We start from the raw sequence: 25,839 nt of genomic DNA on the forward strand, positions 1-25,839 counted from the left end.
TGTCAAGTAAAAAGCTTAATACTTTGAACTTAAACTTGTAAAATGGAGTTGATTATATTATGATATCGGGAAATACAGATGGTATAAAGGATAGTATCTTAAGTGAATTGGAACAGATATATAACATACAAGTAGATAAAAACTATATATTAAATGGTGAGATAATAAACATTATTTCAAGTGTGACTGAGATTATTAATAGAGAAATTAGTGTGTGCATAAGTAGAAAAGGGAAAGTAATAAGTGTTTCTATTGGTGATAGTAGAAGTGTAGAAATGCCAGTAATTGATGTAAAGGAGAGAAAATTATCTAGTATTTCTATAATTCATACTCATCCAAATGGAAATTCAAATTTATCTGAACTTGATTTATCTGCACTTACTAGGTTAAGACTAGATTATATTGCAGCATTAGGGGTCGAGAATGGAATTTGCAAGGAAATTAGTTTTGGATTTTGCAATATAATGGAAAATAAGTTTGTTTCTGAGATATGTGGACCATTAAAAATTGAAGAAGCATTTGAATTAAATATAATGGAACAAATTTTACGATCTGAGGAGAATATTAAAGAATATGAAGTATTAGAAAGTGATACTGAAAGAGCAATATTAGTTAGTATAGATAATAATGAAAGTTTAGATGAACTTAAAGAATTGGCTTCAGCATGTAATGTAGATACTGCATATAAGATTTTACAAAAAAGAGATAAAATTGATACTGCTTTTTATGTTGGAAGTGGTAAAATTGAAGAAATATCATATCTTTTACAAAACTATAGAGCAAATGTGGTTATTTTTGATGATGAATTATCAGGTTCACAAATTAGAAATATAGAAGATATGCTTGGAGTAAAAGTTATAGATAGAACTACATTGATACTTGAAATATTTGCAAAAAGAGCGAATACAAAAGAGGCTAAAATACAGGTAGAGCTTGCGCAACTGAAATATAGATTACCAAGATTGACAGGATTAGGAACTGTGCTTTCAAGAACAGGTGGAGGAATAGGTACTAGAGGACCAGGTGAAAAAAAATTAGAAATAGATAAAAGACATATAAGGGAAAGAATATATGATTTAAATAAAGAACTTAAAAAGATAAAAAATGTTAGAAAGGTACAGAGAGAAAAACGAAATAAGGGAAATGTACCTAAAATAGCATTAGTAGGATATACAAATGCAGGAAAATCTACTTTAAGAAATAAGCTTTGTGAATTGTATTCTCCAAGTAATTCTGTTAAGAAGGAAAAAGTTTTTGAAGCAAATATGCTTTTTGCAACTTTGGATACAACTATAAGAGCATTAGAACTTGAGGATTCTAGAATAATTACGTTGACTGATACTGTAGGGTTTATAAGTAAGCTTCCACATGACTTAGTTGAGGCTTTTAAATCAACATTAGAAGAAGTTATTTATGCAGACCTATTAGTTCATGTTGTAGATGCGTCTTCAGAGTATGCCTTAGCACAAATATCAGTTGTAAATAATGTTTTAAAAGAATTAAATGCTTTAGATAAACCTAGCATACTTGTATTAAATAAGATAGATAAGTCAAATGCACAGGATTTAGATGTAATAAAAGATAACAATAAATTTTTTGATATTATAGAAATAAGTGCAAAAGAAGAAATTAACTTAGAAAAATTAATAGAAGAAGTATCAAAAAAATTACCAAATACATTAAAAAAATGTGAATTTTTAATACCATATACTCATCAGGCAGTAGTAGCTTATTTACATGAAAATGCAAAAATAAATTTTGAGGAATATAAAGAAAATGGAACTTATATAAGAGCTATTGTTGAAGAAAAAATATATAATAAATATAGTGAATTTGTTCTAAAATAATAAATTAACTCAACTTTTGCAGGTAAAAAATAGCCGCTGCGGGAAATGATATCTTGCTTAGAAACCTTTCATTTTAAAGATAATTAATAGTTAATAATGAATAATTAATAGTTAAGGAAATTTTGCCTTAGGGCAAAATAACTAACATATAATTTAAGATTTTTGCTAAAGCAAAAATCAACCTTTATTATTAATTTTTAATTATTAATTCTTAATTGATACTAAATGTTTCTTACGCAATATATCATTTCCCTTCGCTAGGCAGTATTTTTGTCCTGCGAAAGTTGAATAAAACTATTTACTTTTATATTGTCTGTGTGATGTTTTTACTCCATTAAAAATGAATTAATGATGTATAATTATTAAAAAATATATATCTGCGTTCGTGTTGAATGCTAAAAAAACGAATATATAAAGCAATACATAAGAAAAAGTAAGATATAATACGAATTATTATATCAAAAATTTTTGGAATATTGGCAATTTTATAAAAAAAGAAGAATGAGGAGAGATTGTATGAAAATACTAATAAAAAATACTTTAATAATAACAATGGATAAGGATAATGAAATTATTGATAAAGGATATGTACTTATTAAAGATAAAAAAATTGTTAAAGTAGATAGTGGAGAATATGAAGGAAAATTAGAAGAAGTAAAAGTTATTGATGGAAATAATTATTGTGTTATGCCTGGACTTATAAATTGTCATACTCATGCTTCAATGACACTTCTAAGGGGAGTTGGAGAAGGCTTACCACTTATGAGATGGCTAAAAGAAAAGATATGGCCTATGGAAGCAAAATTTACAGAAAAACACATAAGAATAGGTACAGAGATAGCGTGTTTAGAGATGTTTAGGAGTGGAACTACTACATTTAATGATATGTATTTTATGGAACAATATGTATTAGATGTGGTTCGAAACTATGGGATGAGAGCTGTACTAGGATTATCTATAATAGGTGATAAATGGGAAGAACAAATAAAACAAACAATAGATCTTATTGATATTATAGATAATGATAAAAGCGGTTTGATGAAAGTTATGTTTGCCCCACATTCACCATATACATTAAATTATGATGCTTTGAAACAAGTAGGACAATTAGCTAAAGAATATAAAAAAGATATACACATTCATATTTCTGAAACAAAAGATGAGGTAAATATAATAAAGGATAAGTATAATAAGACTACGTGTGAATTATTATTAGATACAGGTATATTTAATAGTAAGGTGGTAGGAGCACATTGTATACATTTGACAGATAGTGATATAAACATAATGAAAGAAAACAATGTTAGCGCTGTATATAATCCTCAGAGTAATATGAAATTAGCTAGTGGAATGGCTAGAATTGTTGAAATGAATGAAACAGGTATAAATGTATGTATTGGTACTGATGGAACTTCAAGTAATAATAATCTTAATATGTTTGAAGAAATGGAAACAGGAGCATTACTTCAGAAGCTTAAATATAATGATGCTACAAAGTTAGATGGAAAAACTATGTTAAAAATGGCTACTATAAACGGTGCAAAGGCATTAGGAATTGAAAAAGTTGGAATGTTAAAAGAAGGGTATAAAGCAGATATGATAATGGTTAATTTAAATAAACCTAATATGGTTCCTAATAATGATATATATTCTAATTTAGTTTTTTCAGCTAATGGAAGTGAAGTTGAATATGTAATAGTTGATGGTAATATAATTATGGAAAAAGGTGAATTTACAAGGATTGATGAAGAAAAAGTATTATTTGAATGTAATAATATATCTAAAACACTTATATAAATTATATATAATATAAATTAATTATTAATTTTAAATTTGGAGTTAATATGGGGGAAGAATTAACAAAATTAAGGGAAGCGTTAGAAAATATAGTTAGAATAAGAGAGTTATTAATAAGATTAAAAACGTGTCCTAAAGAACTAATATTTTATGAAGAAAATGTAGTACCATTATTATTTACTATGTATTATCTAAGTTTTGTTTCTGCAAATCTTTCAAGAGAAGTATCAAATTTATACAATGTAAATTTAAGTAGAAATTCTAAAATAAAAGAATCTATAGAATTAATATATGAAATAAATGATGTTTTAGAATGTATGCTTCCAGAATTAGAGCGACAAATAAAAATACTATTAAAAATTTATGATTAAAAGATTGGATAAACTTAAATATAAATTTATCTAATCTTTTAATTTTATATAAAGTTTAAATTATAAGGATATACTAATAACATGAATGTATATTTTTATTTCAAAAATAATTAATAGTTAATAACTCAACTTTCGCAGGTGAAAAATAGCCGCTACGGGAAATGATATCTTGCTTAGAAACCTTTCACTTCAGTAACAAGTTCTAAGCTTTACTCATATTGAAAAAAAGATTTTTTAATTAATATTCCGTAGGAATCAGTAATTAAAAAATAACTTTTTTCAAATTCGTAAAGCTAAGAAATTGTAAACTTTGTTCAAATGTTTCTTACGCAAGATATCATTTCCCTTCGCTAAGCAGTATTTTTTTACTGCGAAAGTTGAATGAATAATTAATAATTAAGGAAATTTTGCCTTAGGGCAAAATAACTAATATATAATTAAAGATTTTTGCTAAAGCAAAAATTAACCTTCATTATTAATTTTTAATTATTAATTCTTAATTGTTGTTCAAATGTTTCTTACTTAATATATCCTTTGCATTTGCTAGGCAGTATTTTTGTCTGGCGAAAGTTGAGTAAAGCATTATTTAATATTGCTATGGCGTAGGAGGAGAGAGTATGGAAAAAGTTTGTCCAGTATGTAATGAAATTGCAAGTAAAATTGTATATTGTGAGAAGTGTGGTGATATTATGAATGATAAAGGAAGAATGCAAGAATATATGGATGATTATAGTGCAGATATGCCTATAAAAGATGAGAAAAAATACTGTATACACATATATAAATGCGATAACTGCGATTACATTAAAAGAGTATACATAGAAAAGGTTAATATTTAGTATTGCAAGAAATTATTCAAAAAAGTGTGAAAACTATTGTGTTAGTACCAATTTATATTATATAATATTATAAATATACATTTGTAAGTATATAGTAGTATTTTAATAAGGTATAAATATTCTAGTATAAAGCTGAAATTGTATATAGATATATATATAAATTGAAAGTTTTTACACAATAAACATACTAAAAATTAAGAATTATCAATTAATAATTTGTTATACAATTTAGTCTGAAATAGGATGTATATATTTTGTTTTATACTTAAAATTTTATGATAAATTTAAATAAGGGGGAAACTTTATGAGTAATACTATACTTCAATATCAAAAAGCATTTAATAGTACAATGGAGAGACTAAAAAAAGATGAATCTGTATTGGCTGTTATGGTCTTTGGAAGTATGGTTACAGGAGATCTTTGGGAGGAATCAGACATTGATCTTTTTGTAATCATGAATACTGAAGAAAAAGGAATTAAAAATGTGTATACTATTGAAAAAGATGTACCAATTCATATGAAAATTATGAATAAAGAAAAATTTATAAATCTTCAAAATAATGACTTAAAAGGTGGTTTTTTACACAGAATCTTTTCAGCTTCTAGATTGGTATTTTCAAAAGATATGGATATAACAGCTAAGTATGATCAAGGAAGGTATTATCCAGATTTAGATCGTGAGATATGGAATATGATATATCTTGCTAATGTATTAAAAAATATTGGGGTTTGTAAGAAATATTTAATTAATAATAGAATATATACTTCATATACTTCTGTAGTTAGATGTGTGGAAGATTTTGCTAAGCTTTTAATTAATTCAAGTGGATATATGATAAGTAAAGATGTTATGAGTAACGCTATGAATATTAATGAAGAGTTTAGAAATCATATAGACGAAATATTTTTTAATAAAATAGATACAAAAAATGCTATAAAGAATGCTATTAATTATTTAGAAAATGAAATTGATAAGAATTTAAGAAATATTACTACATTACTACTTAATTATATGAGGAAAAAAGATTGTTTATTAAGTTCAGAAGATGTTAAACAAGATAAATTATTTAAAGATTATAATATAAATATGGAAGAAATTTTAAACAAATTATGGCAGAAAAATTTAATCAAAAAAGATAATAGAGAATATAGATCTAAAAGTGGTAAGGTATTATTTAAAGAAAATGTGTATTTTATATAAGGATAATTCGGTGATTTGATGGAAAAATATGAAATTATTTTCAAAGAAGATGTAGCTAAGTATGTTCAAATTGCAAAGAGAATAAAAAAATTAGTAGAATCAAATTGTATAGAAGATGGAGAAAAGTTACCTTCAATAAGAAAGTTAGCACATTATTTAAGTGTAAATAATGTAACTATTATAAATGCGTATAAAAAATTAGAAGATGAAGGATATGCTGTTCAAAAAATAGGAAGTGGAACATATGCTAAGAGAAAAGATGATAGTAGAAGAATAAGAAGAGAATATGCCAGAACTTTTAAAAGTATTTCTCATAGTTCTTTAGAAGAATATATAGATTTTACTGGTGAGACTACATGTACAGAGTATTTTCCAATTGATATTTTGAAGAATGTGATAAATGAAGTATTAAACAGAGATGGTGCAAAAGCATTGATTTATCAAGATCCGCTTGGATATGAAGGACTTAGAAAAAGTATAAATGACTTTTTTTGGAATTCAAATTTAAATAAGGATGATATTCTTATAGTTTCTGGTGCTCAACAAGGAATAGATATTGTTTCAAAATCAATAATAAATGTTAATGACAATATAATAGTTGAAAAGCCTACGTATAGCGGAGCTTTAAGTGTTTTTAAGTGGAAAAAAGCTAATATATTAGAAGTTGATATAGTTAATGATGGAATAGATTTGGATCAATTTGAAAAACTTTTAAAAAGATATAAAATAAAATGTTTTTATGCTATGAGTTATTTTCAAAATCCTACTGGTACAAGTTATAGTATAGAAAAAAAGAAGCGAATATTAGAATTATCGCAATTATATGATTTCTATATAATAGAAGATGACTATTTGTCAGAACTTATTTATGATGGTAAAATTAAATATAGAAGTTTTAAAAGTTTAGATAAAAATAACAGGGTAATTTATATAAAGAGTTTTTCTAAAATATTTTTGCCTGGAATAAGAATAGGATATTTAATTTCACCAAAAAGGTTTGCAAATGTTATAAGAAATTCAAAAGTTAATACAGATATATCTACTTCAAGTCTTATGCAAAGAGTATTAGATTTATATATTAATAGAGGATATTGGAAAGGATATATAAAACAATTGAATAATATTTATTATGATAAATATAATTATATGAAGAAATGCATTATTAGTATACTAAAAGATAAAGTAACTTTTAATGAACCGGGTGGAGGATTAAATTTTTACTTGAAAATTTCTGATAAAATAAATATGGATTGTACAGAACTTTTTCAAAAATGTAAAGTAGAAAATGTATTGATAACTCCTGGATTACTTTTTTATAAGTTTCCACATGAAGGTAAAAAATATTTCAAAATAGGATTTTCTCAGGTAACACATGAAAATATGGAAAAAGGTATTAGTATAATAAATAACATTTTGAAATAAAGAGAGTGAGTTTTATTGAAAAAAAATTTAGTGAATGTAACATGGGATAATATTGATAACTATAGTGATATTGAAATATCGTATTTTTTGTTTTTAGAAGGTAAGTCTATAGAAGCAATATGTAGAATAAGAGCATTAGACAAAATTACGGTTCAAAAACACATAATAGATGGTAAAATTAAATATAGATTTTTAGCAAAAAGTTCTAATGAAAAGGAATTATTTAAGTTAATAATAGAAGCAGGTAAGGAAGATAGATTATTATTCTTAAAGTCATTAGAACTCAGTACAAAAAATGCATTAGTTGGATTTATAAAAGAAAATTATGCGGATATGCGTCCTAAATATAAAGAAAAAGCTGTATGGATATTAGGTGAATTAAAAGCAAATGAAGGCATAGATATTTTACTCAAGGCATCGGTTCATAAATTTGTGAGTATAAGAAGAATGGCTGTTTCTGCTATGGGTAAAATCGGTGATACAAAATGTGAAATAGCTTTAATTAGAGCTTTAGATGACGAAAATCCTCAAGTGGTTTTGTATGCAATAAAAGCTTTATACAAATTAAAAAGTACAAAAGCAATGCACAAAATTAAATACATTAAAGATAATACTCAAAAGGAATATTTAAAGAATGCAGCAAAAGATTTTTTAGAATAGATAATTTTTAAGGTGTGAATTTTCATAGTATAATGATTCTATGTGGAAATTTACACTTTTTTATTTGATAAGGAGATGGATGATTTATGGGATATTTTACTATAAAAGAAAAAAGAGCAGAAGATAGATTTGTAGAAAGAAAATCAGAATTTATAGGTTATATTAAAAGAGTAGAAAGCGAGGATGAAGCAAAGGAATTTGTAAATGAAATAAGAAATATGCACAAACAAGCTACTCATAATGTGTACGCATATGTAGTAGGTGAAAATATGGGAATACAAAGATATAGCGATGATGGAGAACCACAAGGTACTGCAGGAATACCAGTATTGGAAGTTATAAAGAAAAATAATATAACAGATTGTGCTGTAGTTGTAACTAGATATTTTGGAGGAATACTTTTGGGTAAAGGTGGACTTGTGAGAGCTTATTCTAAAGGAGCTGCAGTGGCAATTAACAAAGCTGGGATTGTAGAAAAAGTTCAAGGAATTCCTGTTGAAGTAACTATAGATTATGATATGTTGGGGAAATTTCAGTATGTATGTCAGCAAAATGAGTGGTATATGGAAGATACAATTTATGAAGATATAGTAAAATTGCTATTTTTCCACGAAGTTTCTGATAAGGAGAATTTTGAAAATAAAATAATTGATGTTACTCAAGGAAAAGCAATAATAGAAGAAAAGGATGAAGAAATATTTTTCAAGATGAACAATAGGCTTTTTAGGAAAAGTGGTGAATAACTTGACAGTGCCTAATGAAATTTTAAACTATGAAAAGGAAAAGTTAAAAATAACTACGGATTGGATAGGGAAAGAATTAAAATCAAGAGAGAAAAATAAGATTCAATTAGAGAAAAAGGTAGCAGATCTTAAAAAAACTTCTGGAGGAACATATAGTATAGATCTTGAATTGAATAAAAATCTTTTAGAAGTTGAGAGTAAGAATTTAAATAAATTTAATGAGTCTTATCAATCACCATATTTTGGAAGAATAGATTTTAAAGAAAGGATACATGAAAAAGAAAGTTTTTATATTGGTAAATTTGGATTAGAAGATAGAAAAAATGGAGAAGAAGTTGTAATTGACTGGAGAGCTCCAATTGCAGATTTATATTATAGTGGAACCCAGGGGGAAGTAAGTTACACAGCGCCTATAGGTGAAGTTGAAGGTGAGTTACTTTTAAAGAGAAGATTTTTGATAAAACAAGGATTATTAGAAGATGCTTTTGATGAAGGAATAAATGAAATAATACTAAAAAATAACAAGGATAGTGAAAATGCTCTTGTAGATGAGTTTTTAAAGATAAATTTAGAAGAAAGTATAAGTGGAAAATTAAAAGATGTAGTAGCTACAATTCAAAAAGAACAAAATGACATAATAAGGTTAGACAAAGATAATACAGTTATAATTCAAGGTTCAGCAGGATCAGGAAAAACAACAGTAGCTTTACATAGACTTGCGTATCTTATATATAGATATAAAGATAAAATGTCAGGTGAGGACATTCTTGTAGTTGCTCCAAATAAAATATTTTTGGATTATATTTCTGAAATACTCCCAGATTTAGGAGTGGACAAAGTTAAACAAAGTACTTTTGAAGAAATTGCTTGTGAAATATTGGGGATTAAAAATAGTATTAATGATAAAGATTATAAGTTATCATTAGTATTGGAAAATAAAGATAGTAATGAAATTAAATATATAGTAAATAGCAGTAAGGTTAAAGGTAGTTTAGGATATAAAATTATAATGGATTTATATATAAGATATTTAGAAAAAAATGATAATTATATAAATGATATAGAAGTAGAAAATTATAATTTGTTTAGTAAAGAAGAGATAAAACGATTATATATAAAAGATTTAAAACATTTACCTATGAATACTAGGAAAAAAGAAATAGGAAGGTATTTTAAAGGAAGACTGAAAGATGCTTTATATAAACTTGAAAATAAAATAGATGATGAATATAGTAAGATAATAAATAACATTAAAAGTTCATATAATGATGAAAAAGAAAAACGAAAAAAAATAATAGAAACCTATGATAAAAGAGATGAAATAAAGGAAAAAATAAATAAAAATGCAAAAAAGAATATAAATGCATATATCAAAGGTTGGATTTGTAAAAGTGTTGAGCAGTTATATATGGATTTATTTAATGATGAGAAAATATTCAATACAGTTACAGGTGAAAAAATACCTAATTCATTATATGAATATATGCAGAAAGAGATAAATAGTAATTACAAAAATAAATTATTAGATAGTGATGATTTAGCAGCTATGTTATATTTAAAATTCAAAATAGATGGTGTAGATCAGAAATATAAACAAATTGTTATTGATGAAGCACAAGATTATAGTTTGTTTCAATATTATGTATTAAAACAAATGTCTGCTAATAATGGATTTACCATTGTAGGAGATTTAGGACAAGGAATTTATTATTATAGAGGAATAGATAAATGGAATAAAATCATAAGTAAAGTATTTGAAGAAAAAGCACAATATATTCCTCTTACTCAAAGTTATCGTTCTACAATAGAGATAATTAATTTTGCCAATAGAGTATTGGAGAAACAACAAAATAAATTAGTACCTGCTGTACCAATATTGCGGCATGGTGATTCTCCCCAAATTATTGAAGCTAATGAGAGTATTAATTTTTGTGAGAATATAGATAAGATAGTTCGTTATGTTAAGTTAAATGGTAAAAACAGTGTAGCTATTATATGTAAAACTTATGAAGAATGTGAGAAAGCTAAAGAAGCATTAAAAAATAGTGATTATGATTGGAATTTAATAAATACTACTGATAAAAAAATTAATTTACAAAATATAATAATACCTTCATATATGACAAAAGGTTTAGAATTTGATTGTAGTGTAATATATAATTGTAATGATAAAAATTATACTACATGTGAAGTTGATAAAAAAATTTTGTATGTAGTTTTAACGAGAGCTTTACACTACGAATACATATTTTATAAAGGAAATATTTCAACACTAATAGAATAGATTATAAATCAAATAAACCTTAGAAAATATTATAATTTCTGAGGTTTATTTTTTTATATGATATCTACTATTGGTAAGAATACATTTTCTTCAGAAGTTACTTGATTTCATTTAGTATGAAATTATGAATTTTTATTGGAAAAATTCATAATCTATATACAAGGGTTAAAATTTCAAATTAAAGTTATATTAATAATGTAAGTACTAAACTAATAGTAAGTTAAGTAATAAAATTATAATTTTTAAATATGATGTTATTAAATAATATATAAAATAAAAAAACTTAAGTAATAAATATTATTACTTGATAATTATTTAAAATTATGATAATATATCTAAGTAAAGAAAATAAATTATTAATAATGAGAGTATTTAGGAGGGTTAAATATGGCTGTTGAAAAATTAAAAAATAATATTTATTGGATAGGTGTAAAAAATCCTGAACTTAGAGTTTTTGATATAATAATGGAGACTAAAAAAGGAACAACATATAATTCTTATTTAATAGATGATGAAAAAGTAGCTATAATTGATACTGTAAAAGATGGGTATTATAATGAATTCTTATCAAATATTAAAAATATAATAGGAGAAAGAAAAGTAGATTATATAATTGTGCAGCATACGGAATTAGATCACAGTGGTTCACTTTCTAAACTAATAGAAGAATATCCAAATGCAAAAGTTGTAGCATCAAAAGCTGCTCTTACTTACATTAAAGGTATAATTAATAAAGAATTTAATGGGATGGAAAAGCCTAATGAATTAAGTCTTGGAAAAACTAATTTGAAATTTATATATGCGCCTAATTTACATTGGCCTGATACAATGTTTACTTATGCAGTAGATCAAAAGGTATTATTTACTTGTGATTTTTTAGGATGTCATTATTGCCCAGAAAATTGTATTACAGATGTCTGCAGCGGTGATTATTTAGAAGAAATGAAATATTATTTTGATGTAATAATGGGACCATTTAAGAAGTTTGTATTAATGGGAATAGATAAAATAAAAGATTTAGAATTTGATATGGTAGCGCCAAGTCATGGACCTGTTCATGTTGATAACATAGAAAAGTATATAGATTTATATAGAGAATGGTCTACTATAGAAAAATTTGAGGATAAAAATGTACCAATATTTTATATTTCAGCTTATGGAAATACAGAAAAAGTTGCAAAGTATTTTGTAAAGAAGTTGAATGAAAAAGGTATAAACTCAAAAGCCTATGAAATAACTTCAATGGATATTAATAAAATAATTAATTTAATAGATAAATCAAGTGGTTTTATGATTGGATCACCAACAATAAACCAGGATGCAGTTAAACCTGCATGGGATGTGCTTTCACTTGTTTCAGTCATAGTAAATAGAGGAAAGACTGCAGCTGCTTTTGGTTCATATGGTTGGAGTGGTGAAGGAGTTCCAATGCTTACAGAAAGATTAAAATCTTTAAAATTAAAAGTGCTTAATCCAGGATTCAAATTTACTTTTGTTCCAAGTGAAGAAGAATATAAGGAAGCAGATAAATTTATTGAAGAATTTATTAAATTGGTAAAATAACTCAACTCTTGTAAGTGAAAAATAGCCGCTATGGCAAATGATATCTTGCTAAGAACTTTTTACTTTAGTAACAAGTTCTTAGCCTTTATCAGTTAATAGTGGACAGTTTACAGTGCACAGTAAAAGATGTTTTTCTTACAGAAAAACTTTTATTAAATAATAGTAATAAAATAAGGGATTTTTATCTTTTAGAAAAATAACTAATTAAAAACTTTCTGCATTAGCAGAAAGTTGTCTATAACTGTCCACTGTCAATTGTTAACTGTCAACTCATAAAATGATTTTGTTCAAATGTTTCTTACGCAGTATGTCATTTATCTTAGCTAAGCAGTATTTTTTACTGCGAAAGTTGAGTTATAAGTTAAATTGTGCTATTTAATGTGTTTTGTTATCCAATTTATTAAATCTACACATAAATCTATAGTTTGAGTTGTATTATCTAATTCAGTATTTAATTCAACAAAATCTAAAGATTTAATAAGTTTAGTTTCAAGTAAGGATTTTAATGCAAATTTACATTCTTCTATAGACATTCCATCACATACAGGAGTTCCTGTCCCTGGCACTAGTTTAGAATCTAAACAATCTATGTCAAAACTTAAATGTACAGCATCAATGTTTTTTTGTAATAGTTTATCATTAACAATTTTCATTATGTACTCTATAGAATTATTTTTTATGTCTTCCATAGTATAAATGTTTAGATTCCTATCTTTAATAAGCTTAAGCTCACCTTCATCAAGATCTCTAGCCCCTATTATAAATACATTTTCAGGTTTTACTTTTATTCCATCATAATACAATTCAGTTAAATTAGTATGGCCCATTCCCATAGCTGCAGCTAGAGGCATACCATGAATATTACCACTTGGAGTAGTGACATGAGTATTTATATCTCCATGAGCGTCAATCCAAACTACTGCTAAATTATCATAGGTTTTACTAATTCCACTTATACTTCCAAGTCCAATAGAATGGTCTCCACCTATTATAATAGGAAATCTTTTTGAATTAGTTGAGTGATAAACTTGTTCTGCTAAATTAGTATTTACAGTTATTACTTCATTTAAGTATTTCATTTTATTATGGCATAGATATTTATTCTTTGATGAAGTTTCAGGAACATATATGTTTCCAAGGTCAAATACTTTATGGTTATTTTTTTCGATAATTGATATTATATTTCTTTCTCTTAATTTGTTTGGAGCTAAGTCTACTCCTTTTTTATCACAACCATAAAAGAGAGGAACTCCTATTATGTTTATGTTCATTCTTTTTATACCTCCAAAATCAATTTTTATGTGCTAAGAAATTATATAATAAATTAAATAAAAAAGTAACTACTTTATGAAAAAATAAATAATTAAATATATTTAAAAAAATTAGTTAATTGCAAAGAAGATATCAATTCATTTTGGCAAATAAATACTTGTAACTATTACAAAAAATGATATAATAAAAGTAGAGGTTATCCTGAGGTGTTCGAGGAGCTTATATGTTCAACCGACACAATAGAAAAGGGATTTTCAACAGTCTTAAGGATACGAAGCTTTATTACTTTTGTAAAGGTGAAGTAGGTAGAATTAAGGTGAGAAGAACCCACCTGGGAGAAAGCCGGGTGTGGGCGATAAGCAATACGACATGTTGGGAGACTTTTAAAAGAGATTCAAGAGCCATAAGGCTCTTTTTTTATTGTTAATTTAAGATATTACTTTAGTTTATTATTTTAAACTGTTTAATTCAGATAGTGCATGGTTACAAGTGCATTTTCTGTAATTTTCATCAATGGAATCTATGAAGTTTATTAGAGCATCTTTTAATAGGGTGGTCATTTTTATCATATTTTCATTAACTTCTTTATGAGTGAGTGCGTTATTAGTTAAACCAGCAGCATAATTTGTTACAAGAGAAATGGTTGCGTAACAAATTTCTTTTTCTCTAGCTAAAATTACTTCTGGTATGTTTGTCATGCCAACTACATTTCCACCTAATATTTTATACATTTGTATTTCAGCAGGTGTTTCAAACCTAGGACCTTCAGTACATACATAAGTTCCATTTTCAATAACTGGTGCATTTATAGATTTAAAAGATTTAATTAATAAATTCCTAAGACTTGGACAATAGGGTTCTGTCATATCAATATGAACAACTCCAGAATTCTTTTCATCAAAAAAAGTACAGCTTCTATTTTTAGTAAAATCTAAAAATTGATTTAATATTACAAAATCACCAATTTTACAGTTTTGTATTGATCCAACTGCTGCAGTACTAATAATGCAATCAACATTTAAATTTTTCAAGGCAGTAATATTACCCTTATAATTTACTTTTGAAGGAATTAACTTATGTCCCTTTGAGTGTCTTTCTAAAAAATAAATCATTTTGTCATTTCTCATTCCTTTAATTAATGGTATATTTCCATATTTAGTAGTTATATTAATATTTTCTTTATTACTTATAAAAGAACTGTCACATACTCCCGTTCCACCTATTATACCTATTTTCATAAAATATACCTCCCTTTTTTGCTAGGTAAAACATTCTATTTTGCTATATAAATATCCTTTAATTATTTTATAGAACTGTAGATTTTGATAGCATTAAAAATCTTTACTTTTTTATTTAAATTATGTTATATTAATATATAATTTAATATTTTGTGTAATAATAAATATTGAGTATAAGGTAGGAATGTTTTTTAGTTAACGTTTCCAAAAGAGATATTTAAAAGTTAGCATAAGTGATAGTATATAATAAAGAATTTTACGCAAAGTTAAAATAAAAATACAACTGTAGAAAGGAAAGATAGTATGGGGGTTAAAGTAGAAAAAGTAATAGAAGACTTAGGATTAGAAGTTTTAGTTGAAGGAAGAAAAGGTGCTGAAATAAGTGTAAGTGATATTAATAGACCAGGTTTACAGTTTTCAGGATTTTATAATTACTTTGCTAATGAAAGAGTTCAAGTTGTTGGAAGAGCTGAATGGAGTTTTTTAGATGCTATGAATACATCTTTAAGAAAAAAAAGATTAAAAAAATTTTTTCAGTTTGAAAATCCATGTGTAATTGTAACTAGAAAATTAGAGCCACATGAGGAATTGGTGGAAAATGCTAAAAATCAAAATGCGTGGCTTCTAAGAACAGATGATAGATCTTCAAGATTTACAAGCCGACTTATGAATTATTTGGATTATCAACTAGCACCTGAAACAAGAGTTCATGGGGTACTGGTTGATGTTTATGGAATAGGTATATTGATAACAGGTGAAAGTGGTATAGGCAAAAGTGAAACAGCTTTGGAACTTATAAAAAGAGGACATAGATTAGTTGCAGATGATGCAGTGGATATAAAAGCTATTGATGGTATATTAAAAGGTTCTTCTCCTTATATAACAAAAGGAATGTTAGAAGTTAGAGGGATGGGTATAATAGATGTGCCAGCTCTTTATGGATTAAGTTCTGTTTTAGCTACAAAAACGATTCATTTAATAATATATTTTGAACAATGGGAAGAGGGAAGAGAATATGATAGGTTAGGAACCAACAAAGTATGTACAGATATTTTAGGAGTTGATGTAAGGAAGCTAACTGTACCTATAAGACCTGGTAGAAATATTGCAGTTATAATTGAAGCTGCTGCAGCAAATTATAGATATAGTTTGAATACAAAAGAGAATCCAGTAGAAACTATTGAAAAAAGAATGAGTATGGAGAATAATAATATAAACCAATACTAATAATAAAATTGACAGTTAAATTGATTAGCTGTCAATTTTATTATTATTGGAGAGTCAAATGAAAGTATTTGATATAAGAAATAAATTTAATGAGGTATCTTATGATTGGAAAAAGGGTAAAAGTAACTATTGGATATTTGCTGATAATAAAGAAATTCAAATGTTAAAAGATATAATTGGTCTAGATGATGAAAGTATTAATGAATGTATAAATGTAAGAAGATCATCTAAAATAAATTTTTTGGATGATTATATGTTTTTAGCATTTAATATACTGGAAGATGGTTCGAAGACTATAAGAGCTAAAGAGTTGGATATATTTTTAAGTAAAGATTATGTAATTACAGTATCTAAAAATAATTTAGACATATTAAATGAAATGATTAAAGATATAGTTGAGAGCAAGAATTGTTTTGTGTTAAAAGAAAAACCAGAGCCCTGTATAATACTTTATTATATATTAGATAGAGTAATATTAAATAGTTATGATATAATTTCTAAATTAGAAGCAAGGGCAGATAAGATAGAAATAAATATTCTTAAAAATCCTAGACAAGACCAAATAGATGAATTGATTCAGTTAAGAAGACAAGTATATATAATAAGAAAATATTTAAACCCTTTAAGATATATTGGGGATAGTATAGTTAGTAATGATAATTCTATAATAGATAAAGAGTATTTAATATATTTTTCTTCTTTGAATAAGAAAATAGAAAAACTTATGCTATCTGTAGAAAGTTTAGTTCAAGATTTAGCATTAGTGAGAGAAGCGTTTGAATCAGAGATAGCCAATAAAACGAATGAACTTATGAAGATATTTACATTAATAGCTACTATATTTTTACCTTTAAATTTACTTACTAGTATGCATGGAATGAATTTTACAAATGTACCATTTTCCAATACGAAGTGTGGCTATTATTATGTAGTTATTCTTATGCTGGCTATTTCATTAGGTTTGATATATATATTTAAGAGAAAAAAATGGTTATAAAATACAGAATATTAAAAAAATAAAATAATTATTTTATATTTGTATTTTTTGATATAATTTAGTACAATAGACGTGTAACATATATGTTTTTTTAGGGGGGAGAGAAAATGTCACAAAACAAATCTTTAGAAAAAAAATATGAATTAGCTTGGGATAAATATAACCAAGAAGATTTAAAAAAATTATTTGCATTATCAGACAGATACATAAACTTTATGTCAGAGTGTAAAACAGAAAGAGAATGTGTAAATGAATTTATAAATCTTGCAGAAAAAGCAGGATATAAAAATTTAGATACACTAGCTAGTGAAGGTGTTTCTCTAAAAGCAGGAGATAAAGTTTATGCAAATAACATGGGAAAAACTCTAGCATTATTTGTAATAGGTAAAGAGCCTTTACAAAAAGGAATGAGAATACTTGGTGCTCATGTTGATTCTCCAAGATTAGATTTAAAACAAAATCCATTATATGAAGATAGTGATTTAGCATTACTTGAAACTCATTATTATGGTGGAGTTAAAAAATATCAATGGGTTACTTTACCACTTGCTATACATGGTGTACTTGTTAAAAAGGACGGTACAACTGTAAATGTAGTAATTGGAGAAGATGAAAATGATCCAGTAGTTGGAATATCAGATCTTCTAATACATTTATCTGCAGACCAAATGAAAAAGACTCTTGCACAAGGTGTGGAAGGTGAAAAATTAAATGTTTTATTTGGAAGCATTCCAATAGAGGATAAAGATGCAAAGAATAGAGTAAAGGCAAATATTTTAAAACTATTAAATGAAAAATATGGCATAGATGAAGAAGATTTTGTTTCAGCAGAATTAGAAGTTGTTCCAGCAGGAAAAGCTAGACATTATGGATTAGACAAGAGTATGGTAATGGCATATGGTCATGATGATAGAATTTGTGCTTATACTTCATTTGAAGCTATGATGGATGTAAAAAATCCAGATAAGACTTGTGTAACATTACTTGTAGACAAAGAAGAAATAGGAAGTGTTGGTGCCACTGGTATGCATTCTAAGTTCTTTGAAAATACAGTAGCAGAAGTTATAAATTTAGTTGGAGATTATAGCGAATTAAAAGTTAGAAGATCTCTTAAAAATTCTAAAATGTTATCTTCAGATGTAAGTGCTGCTTTTGATCCAAATTATCCAGATGTAATGGAAAAGAAAAATAGTGCTTATTTTGGAAAAGGTATTGTATTTAATAAATATACTGGTGCTAGAGGAAAAGGCGGATGTAACGATGCTAATCCAGAGTTTATAGCACAACTTAGAAGTATAATGGAAAAACATAATGTTTCATGGCAAACAGCTGAACTTGGTAAAGTAGACCAAGGCGGTGGTGGAACTATAGCATATATTCTTGCTGAATATAATATGGAAGTTATAGATTCAGGTATAGCTCTTCACAATATGCATGCTCCATGGGAAGTTGCAAGTAAAGCTGATATATATGAAGCTGAAAGAGCATATTATGCATTTTTATTAGAAGCTTAATATAATTTAAATAGATAATAATAAAAATACTGAAGTTACTTAAAGTTTAGTAGCTTCAGTATTTTTTGTTCTCTGATGTTTATTTTCATGCTTTTTAATGTTTGGTTTCAAGGTATGGGATGGCCACCTTGTGGAAGAACTATGACCCATTGGTTTTCAGATAAAGAACGTGGAGTAAAAATGTCTATTTGGAATACTGCACATAATATTGGCGGAGGATTTATCCTTCTTATGATATCTTCTGTATTTGCAATAATATTTTTATCATTTACATGGAATGTACATGATAGATCTAATAATTCTGAGAACATACAAGCTGCATAAAATAATTATGAATTCATATAAAAAACATATAAACTGTATTTTTAGTTTACAGTTTATATGTTTTTTTATTATCAAATAAATGATAAATTTTTTGAAATAATTTATTTCATTAAAGATAAGTAAATTAAATACATAACAGGTTTGTGTGAAATTGTACCATGTAAATTTATAATTTCTTACTAAAGTGAAAGGTTTTTATATAATATAGGCTTTTGTTCTTTTATATAAAGTTCATTTTTTCCGAAATAAGTGGAAGCATATAATACAGAAAAAGTATATTATTTACTTAAAAAATGTTATACAATGTAATTGTAAACGAAATGCAAACATGAAATAAATGCAATAAAATGGTATTAATTCTAGTATAAAGCATACACAGAAAAATAATTTCATAATAAATAATTTAAAAATTTCCGAAAGACTAGTCAAAGGATGATGAATATGGAATTAAATAAAAGGAGTATAGAAATAATTCAATACCTCATAAAAAAAGAGGAGTTTGTTAAAGTAAGTGAACTTGCAAATAAATATAATGTCACTAATAGAACTATAAGATACGATATTGACAAAATTGAGAAGATTTTTGTTAAAAATGGATTTGGATATTTAGATAGACACCATGTAAAAGGAGTAAGAATACCCAAAAATAAAGGTATAGATAAATTTCTTAATAAATTTGTTAATACGAATACTCCATTTAAGTATTCTTATTCTAAGGATGAGAGAACTAAATTCATAATAACAAAATTGTTACAAGCTAGTTCACCTGTAAAACTAAATTATTTTGAAGAAATTTTATGCGTATCTAGAAATACTATATTAAAAGAAATGGATTGTATAGAAAATTGGCTTTTTAAGAAAAATCTTTTTTTAATACGTAAACCAAGAGTTGGGATTTATATTGAAGGTAGTGAAATAGAAAAAAGAAAGGCCATAATAGAAGTTGCCTCGGAAACGATTTCTACTACAGATATATTTAATTACATAAATAGAAAAATGGTACAATCTAAAATTAATAATTTGCAGTTTGAAGTTCTTTTTTCGGAGGTCGATGTAGATTTTTTAAATGATCTTGTGATAGAGGCAGAAAAAGAGTTAGGCAAAGAATTTAGCGATGAAGCTTATGGGAACTTAATAACACATATGGCTATTATGATAAAAAGAATTCAATTAAATAAAAATATATATTTACCTGAAGTGGATTTGAATATGGTAAAAGAATATAAAGAATATGATGTATCTAAGAAAATAATAAGCAAAATAAAGGATAAATATAATATTCATGTACCAGCAGAAGAAACAGGTTATATAGCATTACATTTATTAGGAGCTAAAGTTTTAAAAACAAATCACATGTATGATTTGAAAAATTGTAAATATGATGATTTGTACGATATAGTTAAAAAAATGACAGAAGAAATTGAAAAAATATATAATGTAAATTTTAAAAATAAGAAGCTTAAAATAATAGAAAGCCTTGTACTACATTTAAGACCTTCTATTTATAGAATAAAGTTTGGTCTTAAACTTGAAAATCCACTTTATGATGAAATTATCACAAAATACAATACATTATTTATGAATACTAAATCAGTTATAAGGTATTTGGAGGAATATATAGGAGCTGAAGTTAATAATCAGGAAGTTTCTTATATAACTCTTCATTATGCGGCAGCCTTTGAAAATGTAAAAAAAGACTTAGAGCGAAAAACAAGGATTATTTTAGTATGTGGTACAGGTATTGGAACTGCAAATATGGTAGCTTCTCAGATATCTAAAGAATTTAATGTAGAAGTTGTTGATACTATGTCATATAGAGCTGTTAAAAATTTAAACCGTAAGGATTATGATTATATAATAAGTACAATTGAAATACCAGATTGTAATAAAGAAGATTATATAAAGATAAGTCCTATGTTACTTAAGAATGATTATGAAAAGCTTGAAAAATATTTACAAATTAAATATAAACCCAAAGATGGTTTTAATGAATATTTAGTAAATAGGTTAATAAATATTACAGAACAATATTGTGATATACATGATAAGCAGCAGCTTCAGCTGGAGTTTTTATATGAATTAAAAAGAAATCGACAAAATATTTTAGAAAGAAGGGTTGTTTACATGCTTAATGATTTACTTACCAAAGATGTTATTAAATTAAACGTAGAATGTTCTAATTGGAAAGAAGCTATAAAAGCAGGTACAAATATATTGTTGAAAAAAGGATGTATAAAAGAATCATACGAGAAGGCTATATTTACAAGTTTTGAAGAAGTTGGACCATATATGGTTGTGGCACCAGGAATAGTTCTCTCTCATTCTAGACCAGAAAATGGAGTAGACAAACTTTCTATGAGTTTAATAACATTAAAAGAACCAATTGAATTTGGAAGTAGTACAAATGATCCAGTTAAATTAGTAATTACTTTGGCAGCAAAAGATAATGAAAGTCATTTAAAGGCATTAGCTCAACTTATGGAGTTATTTATGAATAGTGATGATTTAAAAAAGGTAATGAAAGCATCAAATAAAGAAGAGCTTTTAAAAATAATAAATAAATATTCTAAGAAATAATAAATACGTTATCTAAATATAAGGAGGAGATATAAATGAAAATATTAGTGTGTTGTGGAAGTGGACTTGGAAGTAGTTTTATGATTGAAATGAATATTAAGAAAGTATTGAAAGAGTTAAACTTTGATGCTGAAGTTGACCATTCAGATTTGTCATCAGCAGCAGGTATAAAAGCAGATGTTTATGTAGGAACAAGAGATATAGCTAGTCAAATGACTTCTTTAGGAGATGTTATTTCTTTAAATAATATGATTGATATGGGTGAACTAAAAGATAAATTAACAGAGTATCTTAATAAAAAAGGACTATTATAAAGTAGAAAAATATGAATGTTAATACATGATACCTAATGAATTATATTAGGTATCATGTACATAGAGAGTTAAAAGGCGATTAATAATTATACAAATAAGATTAAATAGAATTTTATTTTTAAAATTCTATAATAAATAAATAAACGAAGGAGGAATAATATGTTAAAGTTAATATTGGATATTCTAAGTACTCCAGCTATACTAGTTGGTTTAATAGCAATGATAGGTTTAATAGCTCAAAAGAAATCAAAATCTGATATTTTTAAAGGAACAATTAAAACTATACTTGGATTCTTAGTACTTGGTGGTGGAGCAACAGTAGCAGTTGGAGCATTAAATCATTTTGGAACAATGTTTCAACAAGGATTTGGAATAAGAGGAATTGTACCACATAATGAAGCAATAGTTGCATTAGCACTTAAAACTTATGGTACACAAACAGCATTGATAATGGCTTTTGGTATGTTAGTTAATATTTTAATAGCAAGATTTACAAAACTTAAATATATATTTTTAACAGGACATCATGCTCTTTATATGTCATGTATGATAGCTGCAATATTAGTGGCTGGAGGAATGGCAGGAACTTCATTAGTAATCACAGGCTCAATAATATTAGGACTTATAATGGCAATTTTCCCAGCATTAGCTCAACCAGTAATGAGAAAAATTACAGGGACAGATGATGTAGCTTTTGGACATTTTGGTACTACTGGATATTTACTTGCAGCAGGAGTTGGTAAATTAGTAGGAAAAGATTCTAAATCAACAGAAGATATGAAATTTCCTCAAGGATTAGCATTTTTAAGAGATAGTTCAGTAGCAATAAGTTTAACTATGGGTATACTTTATATAATAGTTGCTGTAGCATGTGGACCAAGCTTTGTAGAATCTAAATTAAGTGGTGGTCAAAATTTCATTGTCTTTTCAATTATACAAGCAATAACATTTGCAGGTGGTGTTTATATTATACTTGCAGGTGTAAGATTAATACTTGCAGAGATAGTTCCAGCATTTAGAGGTATAGCAATGACTTTGGTACCAAATGCAAAACCAGCACTTGATTGCCCAGTAGTATTTCCATATGCTCCAAATGCAGTACTTATAGGTTTCTTATCAAGTTTTGTTGGAGGAATTGTAGGAATGTTTATTTTAATAGTGTTAAAAGCCCCTGTCATTCTTCCAGGTGTTGTACCTCATTTCTTCTGTGGTGCTACTGCAGGTGTATTTGGTAATGCAACTGGTGGAAGAAAAGGTGCAGTATTAGGTGCTTTTGCACATGGCTTACTTATAACATTCTTACCAGTATTACTATTACCTGTACTTGGCAATTTAGGATATGCTAATGCTACATTTAGTGATGCAGATTTTGGTGTAGTAGGTATCATTCTTGGTAATATATTAAAATTATTTGTACATTAATAAAAAAATAGTTAGATAAAATTTTATTCCATGTTTACTACCGCTAAAACTCTCCTTTGGGGAGGAGAGTTAGGCGGTACTAGAATCATGGATAAGGGCTTCTAAACTTCATTTGAAGCCAAGAACCCTCTTTATCTAACCAAAATAAATTAAAAATAAACTCAACTATGATTTTAATATATATTTCTTTTATAGTAAATATGTAAATAGAAAAAAATTATATTAATAACTAATTAAATAAATTTGGATTTGTCATCTAAGGGTGGCAAATCCGATAATTTTCTTTTTAAGGCTTTGGTGAAATTATTTAGCATACAGAAAAGGAGGATTACAAATATGGATAAAGATCAAATAAAATTTTTAGATGAAAAAAGTAAATATATACGAAAGTTAATAATTAATGAAATAGCTAAACTTGGACAAGGTCATATTGGAGGGAGTCTTTCTGCTGTAGAAACTTTGGTAGTTTTATATTATAAGGAAATGAATATTAATCCTGATAATCCTAATATGAAAGCTAGAGATAGATTTATAATGTCAAAAGGACATGCTGGACCAGCAGTTTATGCTGTATTGGCAGATAAGGGCTTTTTTCCATTATCTGAATTGGATACATTAAATAAACCTGAAACTAATTTACCTAGTCATTGTGATATGAATAGAACAAAGGGGATAGATATGACAGTGGGATCTTTAGGACAAGGTTTATCTTGTGCTGTAGGGATGGCAAAAGCTTCAAAATTACAGAAAGATAATGCATATATTTATTGTATGGTAGGAGATGGAGAAGTTCAAGAAGGACAAATTTGGGAAGCGGCTATGTCAGCAGCAAATTTTAAATTGAATAATTTAATTGCTTTTACAGATTATAATAAAATTCAATTAGATGGTACTGTTAAGGAAATAATGGATATATCACCTATAGATAAAAAATGGCAAGCATTTGGATGGAATGTAATAAGTGTAAATGGACATGATGTATTAGAAATTTATGAAGCTATAGAAAAAGCTAAAAATACTAAAGAAAAGCCTACAATGATAATACTAAATACTGTAAAGGGGAAAGGTGTTTCATTTATAGAAGCAATGGGCGATGCTAATCATAGTACATCAATTACAGAAGAACAAAGAGTTAGAGCTTTAGAGGAATTAGAATAGGGGGGAGTTTCATGGGTCAAGGTATAGAAATGAGAAAAGTTTTATGCAAAGAGCTAGAGAAATTAATGGAAAAAGATGAAAGAATAATAGTATTAGATGCAGATTTAGCTAAACCTAATGGTACTTTACCACTTAGAAAGAAATATCCAGAAAGGGCTTTTGAAGTTGGAATTGCAGAGCAAAATATGGCAGGGATAGCAGCAGGTATGGCTGCTTATGGATGTATACCTTTTATAGCATCTTTTACTCCTTTTGCAAGTAGAAGAATATGTGATCAAATTGCTATTTCAATAGCGTATGCCAAACAAAACGTTAAAATATTAGGAACAGCACCAGGAATAGCAGCACAATTAAATGGTGGTACGCATATGAGTATGGAAGATATAGGAGTACTTAGAAGTATACCAGATATGGTGATTTTTGAACCAGTTGATATTGTACAACTGAAAAAGTCTCTTCCAAAAATAATTCAATATAATGGACCAATTTATATAAGATTATTTAGAAAAGTAACACCTGTTATATTTGATGAAAATTACGAATTTAATTTATTTAAAGCAGATTGTATAAAAAAGGGAAGAGATGTAACTTTATTTGCTTCAGGAATTATGACACCAGAAGCTTTAAAAGCAGCAGAAGAATTAAAGAAAGAAGGTATAGAAGCTGAAGTTATAAATGTGCATACAATAAAACCTATTGATAAAGAGACAATAGTAAAATCAGCAAGAAAAACAGGAGCAGTGGTAACTTGTGAAAATCATAATGTAATTGGTGGACTTAAAAGTGCAGTATCAGAGGTATTAATAGAAGAATGTCCTGTTCCATTAAAAGGAATAGGTGTTCAAGATCACTTTGGTGAAGTTGGAAGCTTGGATTATTTAAAGAAGAAATATAATATGACTTTTTGTGATATTATTAAAGCGGTTAAGGAAGTTATAGGTAAAAAGTAGTGTGAAAAATTCAGCAATTTTTTAATTGCTGAATTTTTTTGATTATCTATCCTGATACGTAATTTTATAAGTTTTTTGAAAAATTTTTATAATAGTATAAAATAGATATTGCAACTTAC

Annotated in this window: 20 protein-coding genes, 1 other RNA gene and 1 pseudogene; 20 read left to right on the forward strand and 2 right to left on the reverse strand. The window is 26.6% G+C overall.

Going from position 1 to position 25,839, the window contains the following annotated elements; genetic code table 11:
• Window positions 1–59: 59 nt before the first annotated feature.
• From hflX to ACFIJ5_RS04995, 10 genes are all read left to right on the forward strand, one after another.
• On the forward strand, window positions 60–1,847 hold the full coding sequence (gene hflX, locus ACFIJ5_RS04950; RefSeq protein ID WP_379804515.1) for a GTPase HflX: 1,788 nt from the start codon (window positions 60–62) through the stop codon (window positions 1,845–1,847).
• A gap of 516 nt (window positions 1,848–2,363) precedes the next feature.
• The gene (locus ACFIJ5_RS04955) at window positions 2,364–3,644 is read left to right on the forward strand and encodes an amidohydrolase (protein WP_379804518.1); all 1,281 of its coding nucleotides are present in this window, start codon (window positions 2,364–2,366) and stop codon (window positions 3,642–3,644) included.
• Between the two features lie 47 nt (window positions 3,645–3,691).
• Window positions 3,692–4,015 carry a hypothetical protein gene (locus tag ACFIJ5_RS04960; RefSeq protein ID WP_379804521.1) on the forward strand — a complete coding sequence of 108 codons (324 nt, stop codon included), beginning with the start codon at window positions 3,692–3,694 and terminating at the stop codon, window positions 4,013–4,015.
• A gap of 617 nt (window positions 4,016–4,632) precedes the next feature.
• Complete coding sequence (locus ACFIJ5_RS04965; RefSeq protein WP_379804524.1) at window positions 4,633–4,854, forward strand: hypothetical protein; 222 nt, start codon at window positions 4,633–4,635, stop codon at window positions 4,852–4,854.
• A gap of 304 nt (window positions 4,855–5,158) precedes the next feature.
• Window positions 5,159–6,055 (forward strand): nucleotidyltransferase domain-containing protein, encoded by an 897-nt coding sequence (locus tag ACFIJ5_RS04970; RefSeq protein ID WP_379804526.1) that lies wholly within the window; start codon window positions 5,159–5,161, stop codon window positions 6,053–6,055.
• A gap of 18 nt (window positions 6,056–6,073) precedes the next feature.
• Window positions 6,074–7,477: a MocR-like pyridoxine biosynthesis transcription factor PdxR gene (pdxR, locus tag ACFIJ5_RS04975; RefSeq protein ID WP_379809546.1), complete on the forward strand. Its 1,404-nt coding sequence runs from the start codon at window positions 6,074–6,076 to the stop codon at window positions 7,475–7,477.
• 15 nt (window positions 7,478–7,492) lie between these two features.
• Window positions 7,493–8,137, forward strand: a complete 645-nt coding sequence (locus ACFIJ5_RS04980; protein ID WP_379804529.1) for a HEAT repeat domain-containing protein — start codon at window positions 7,493–7,495, stop codon at window positions 8,135–8,137.
• 86 nt (window positions 8,138–8,223) lie between these two features.
• Window positions 8,224–8,880 carry a YigZ family protein gene (locus ACFIJ5_RS04985; RefSeq protein WP_379804532.1) on the forward strand — a complete coding sequence of 219 codons (657 nt, stop codon included), beginning with the start codon at window positions 8,224–8,226 and terminating at the stop codon, window positions 8,878–8,880.
• 7 nt (window positions 8,881–8,887) lie between these two features.
• Complete coding sequence (helD, locus tag ACFIJ5_RS04990; protein WP_379809548.1) at window positions 8,888–11,164, forward strand: RNA polymerase recycling motor HelD; 2,277 nt, start codon at window positions 8,888–8,890, stop codon at window positions 11,162–11,164.
• Between the two features lie 387 nt (window positions 11,165–11,551).
• On the forward strand, window positions 11,552–12,727 hold the full coding sequence (locus ACFIJ5_RS04995; RefSeq protein ID WP_379804534.1) for an FprA family A-type flavoprotein: 1,176 nt from the start codon (window positions 11,552–11,554) through the stop codon (window positions 12,725–12,727).
• Between the two features lie 371 nt (window positions 12,728–13,098).
• Here ACFIJ5_RS04995 and rocF read toward each other — a convergent pair whose 3' ends face one another.
• Window positions 13,099–13,998, reverse strand: a complete 900-nt coding sequence (gene rocF, locus ACFIJ5_RS05000) for an arginase (protein ID WP_379804537.1) — start codon at window positions 13,996–13,998, stop codon at window positions 13,099–13,101.
• A 196-nt stretch (window positions 13,999–14,194) separates the two neighbouring features.
• On the opposite strand from rocF, the gene ssrS reads away from it, so the two are divergent.
• Window positions 14,195–14,382: non-coding RNA, 6S RNA (ssrS, locus tag ACFIJ5_RS18855), on the forward strand.
• A 66-nt stretch (window positions 14,383–14,448) separates the two neighbouring features.
• Here ssrS and ACFIJ5_RS05005 read toward each other — a convergent pair.
• Entirely contained in the window at window positions 14,449–15,237 is a 789-nt protein-coding gene (locus ACFIJ5_RS05005; RefSeq protein WP_379804540.1) for an MTAP family purine nucleoside phosphorylase, read from the reverse strand.
• A gap of 303 nt (window positions 15,238–15,540) precedes the next feature.
• Between ACFIJ5_RS05005 and hprK the strand changes: the two genes are divergently transcribed.
• The 9 genes and pseudogenes from hprK to ACFIJ5_RS05050 all read left to right on the forward strand — a co-directional run bounded on the left by hprK (window position 15,541) and on the right by ACFIJ5_RS05050 (window position 25,720).
• Window positions 15,541–16,464, forward strand: a complete 924-nt coding sequence (gene hprK / locus ACFIJ5_RS05010; protein ID WP_379804543.1) for an HPr(Ser) kinase/phosphatase — start codon at window positions 15,541–15,543, stop codon at window positions 16,462–16,464.
• 58 nt (window positions 16,465–16,522) lie between these two features.
• Window positions 16,523–17,461 (forward strand): magnesium transporter CorA family protein, encoded by a 939-nt coding sequence (locus tag ACFIJ5_RS05015; protein WP_379804546.1) that lies wholly within the window; start codon window positions 16,523–16,525, stop codon window positions 17,459–17,461.
• A 107-nt stretch (window positions 17,462–17,568) separates the two neighbouring features.
• Window positions 17,569–18,975, forward strand: coding sequence for an aminopeptidase (locus tag ACFIJ5_RS05020; protein WP_379804549.1), 1,407 nt, complete (start codon window positions 17,569–17,571; stop codon window positions 18,973–18,975).
• Window positions 18,976–19,050: 75 nt separating this feature from the next.
• Window positions 19,051–19,212 (forward strand): annotated as a pseudogene (gene glpT, locus ACFIJ5_RS05025) (glycerol-3-phosphate transporter); the annotation flags it as partial.
• Window positions 19,213–19,740: 528 nt separating this feature from the next.
• The gene (locus ACFIJ5_RS05030; RefSeq protein WP_379804551.1) at window positions 19,741–21,876 is read left to right on the forward strand and encodes a BglG family transcription antiterminator; all 2,136 of its coding nucleotides are present in this window, start codon (window positions 19,741–19,743) and stop codon (window positions 21,874–21,876) included.
• A 35-nt stretch (window positions 21,877–21,911) separates the two neighbouring features.
• Window positions 21,912–22,190: a PTS sugar transporter subunit IIB gene (locus tag ACFIJ5_RS05035; RefSeq protein WP_379804553.1), complete on the forward strand. Its 279-nt coding sequence runs from the start codon at window positions 21,912–21,914 to the stop codon at window positions 22,188–22,190.
• 159 nt (window positions 22,191–22,349) lie between these two features.
• A complete protein-coding gene (locus ACFIJ5_RS05040) occupies window positions 22,350–23,612 on the forward strand; it encodes a PTS ascorbate transporter subunit IIC (RefSeq protein WP_379804556.1) in 1,263 nt (420 codons plus the stop codon).
• Window positions 23,613–23,948: 336 nt separating this feature from the next.
• Window positions 23,949–24,770: a transketolase gene (locus ACFIJ5_RS05045; protein WP_379804558.1), complete on the forward strand. Its 822-nt coding sequence runs from the start codon at window positions 23,949–23,951 to the stop codon at window positions 24,768–24,770.
• Window positions 24,771–24,781: 11 nt separating this feature from the next.
• On the forward strand, window positions 24,782–25,720 hold the full coding sequence (locus tag ACFIJ5_RS05050) for a transketolase family protein (RefSeq protein WP_379804560.1): 939 nt from the start codon (window positions 24,782–24,784) through the stop codon (window positions 25,718–25,720).
• Window positions 25,721–25,839: the final 119 nt, after the last annotated feature.

Source organism: Haloimpatiens myeolchijeotgali, assembly GCF_042688525.2.
In the GTDB taxonomy this organism is placed as follows: Bacteria; Bacillota; Clostridia; order Clostridiales; family Clostridiaceae; genus Haloimpatiens.

What these genes read in the sequence shown, in the direction of transcription:
- hflX (WP_379804515.1), top strand. Translation starts at nt 60, where the DNA reads ATGATATCGGGAAATACAGATGGTATAAAGGATAGTATCTTAAGTGAA.
- ACFIJ5_RS04955 (WP_379804518.1), top strand. Translation starts at nt 2,364, where the DNA reads ATGAAAATACTAATAAAAAATACTTTAATAATAACAATGGATAAGGAT.
- ACFIJ5_RS04960 (WP_379804521.1), top strand. Translation starts at nt 3,692, where the DNA reads ATGGGGGAAGAATTAACAAAATTAAGGGAAGCGTTAGAAAATATAGTT.
- ACFIJ5_RS04965 (WP_379804524.1), top strand. Translation starts at nt 4,633, where the DNA reads ATGGAAAAAGTTTGTCCAGTATGTAATGAAATTGCAAGTAAAATTGTA.
- ACFIJ5_RS04970 (WP_379804526.1), top strand. Translation starts at nt 5,159, where the DNA reads ATGAGTAATACTATACTTCAATATCAAAAAGCATTTAATAGTACAATG.
- pdxR (WP_379809546.1), top strand. Translation starts at nt 6,074, where the DNA reads ATGGAAAAATATGAAATTATTTTCAAAGAAGATGTAGCTAAGTATGTT.
- ACFIJ5_RS04985 (WP_379804532.1), top strand. Translation starts at nt 8,224, where the DNA reads ATGGGATATTTTACTATAAAAGAAAAAAGAGCAGAAGATAGATTTGTA.
- ACFIJ5_RS04995 (WP_379804534.1), top strand. Translation starts at nt 11,552, where the DNA reads ATGGCTGTTGAAAAATTAAAAAATAATATTTATTGGATAGGTGTAAAA.
- rocF (WP_379804537.1), bottom strand. Translation starts at nt 13,998, where the DNA reads ATGAACATAAACATAATAGGAGTTCCTCTCTTTTATGGTTGTGATAAA.
- ACFIJ5_RS05005 (WP_379804540.1), bottom strand. Translation starts at nt 15,237, where the DNA reads ATGAAAATAGGTATAATAGGTGGAACGGGAGTATGTGACAGTTCTTTT.
- hprK (WP_379804543.1), top strand. Translation starts at nt 15,541, where the DNA reads ATGGGGGTTAAAGTAGAAAAAGTAATAGAAGACTTAGGATTAGAAGTT.
- ACFIJ5_RS05015 (WP_379804546.1), top strand. Translation starts at nt 16,523, where the DNA reads ATGAAAGTATTTGATATAAGAAATAAATTTAATGAGGTATCTTATGAT.
- ACFIJ5_RS05020 (WP_379804549.1), top strand. Translation starts at nt 17,569, where the DNA reads ATGTCACAAAACAAATCTTTAGAAAAAAAATATGAATTAGCTTGGGAT.
- ACFIJ5_RS05030 (WP_379804551.1), top strand. Translation starts at nt 19,741, where the DNA reads ATGGAATTAAATAAAAGGAGTATAGAAATAATTCAATACCTCATAAAA.
- ACFIJ5_RS05035 (WP_379804553.1), top strand. Translation starts at nt 21,912, where the DNA reads ATGAAAATATTAGTGTGTTGTGGAAGTGGACTTGGAAGTAGTTTTATG.
- ACFIJ5_RS05040 (WP_379804556.1), top strand. Translation starts at nt 22,350, where the DNA reads ATGTTAAAGTTAATATTGGATATTCTAAGTACTCCAGCTATACTAGTT.
- ACFIJ5_RS05045 (WP_379804558.1), top strand. Translation starts at nt 23,949, where the DNA reads ATGGATAAAGATCAAATAAAATTTTTAGATGAAAAAAGTAAATATATA.
- ACFIJ5_RS05050 (WP_379804560.1), top strand. Translation starts at nt 24,782, where the DNA reads ATGGGTCAAGGTATAGAAATGAGAAAAGTTTTATGCAAAGAGCTAGAG.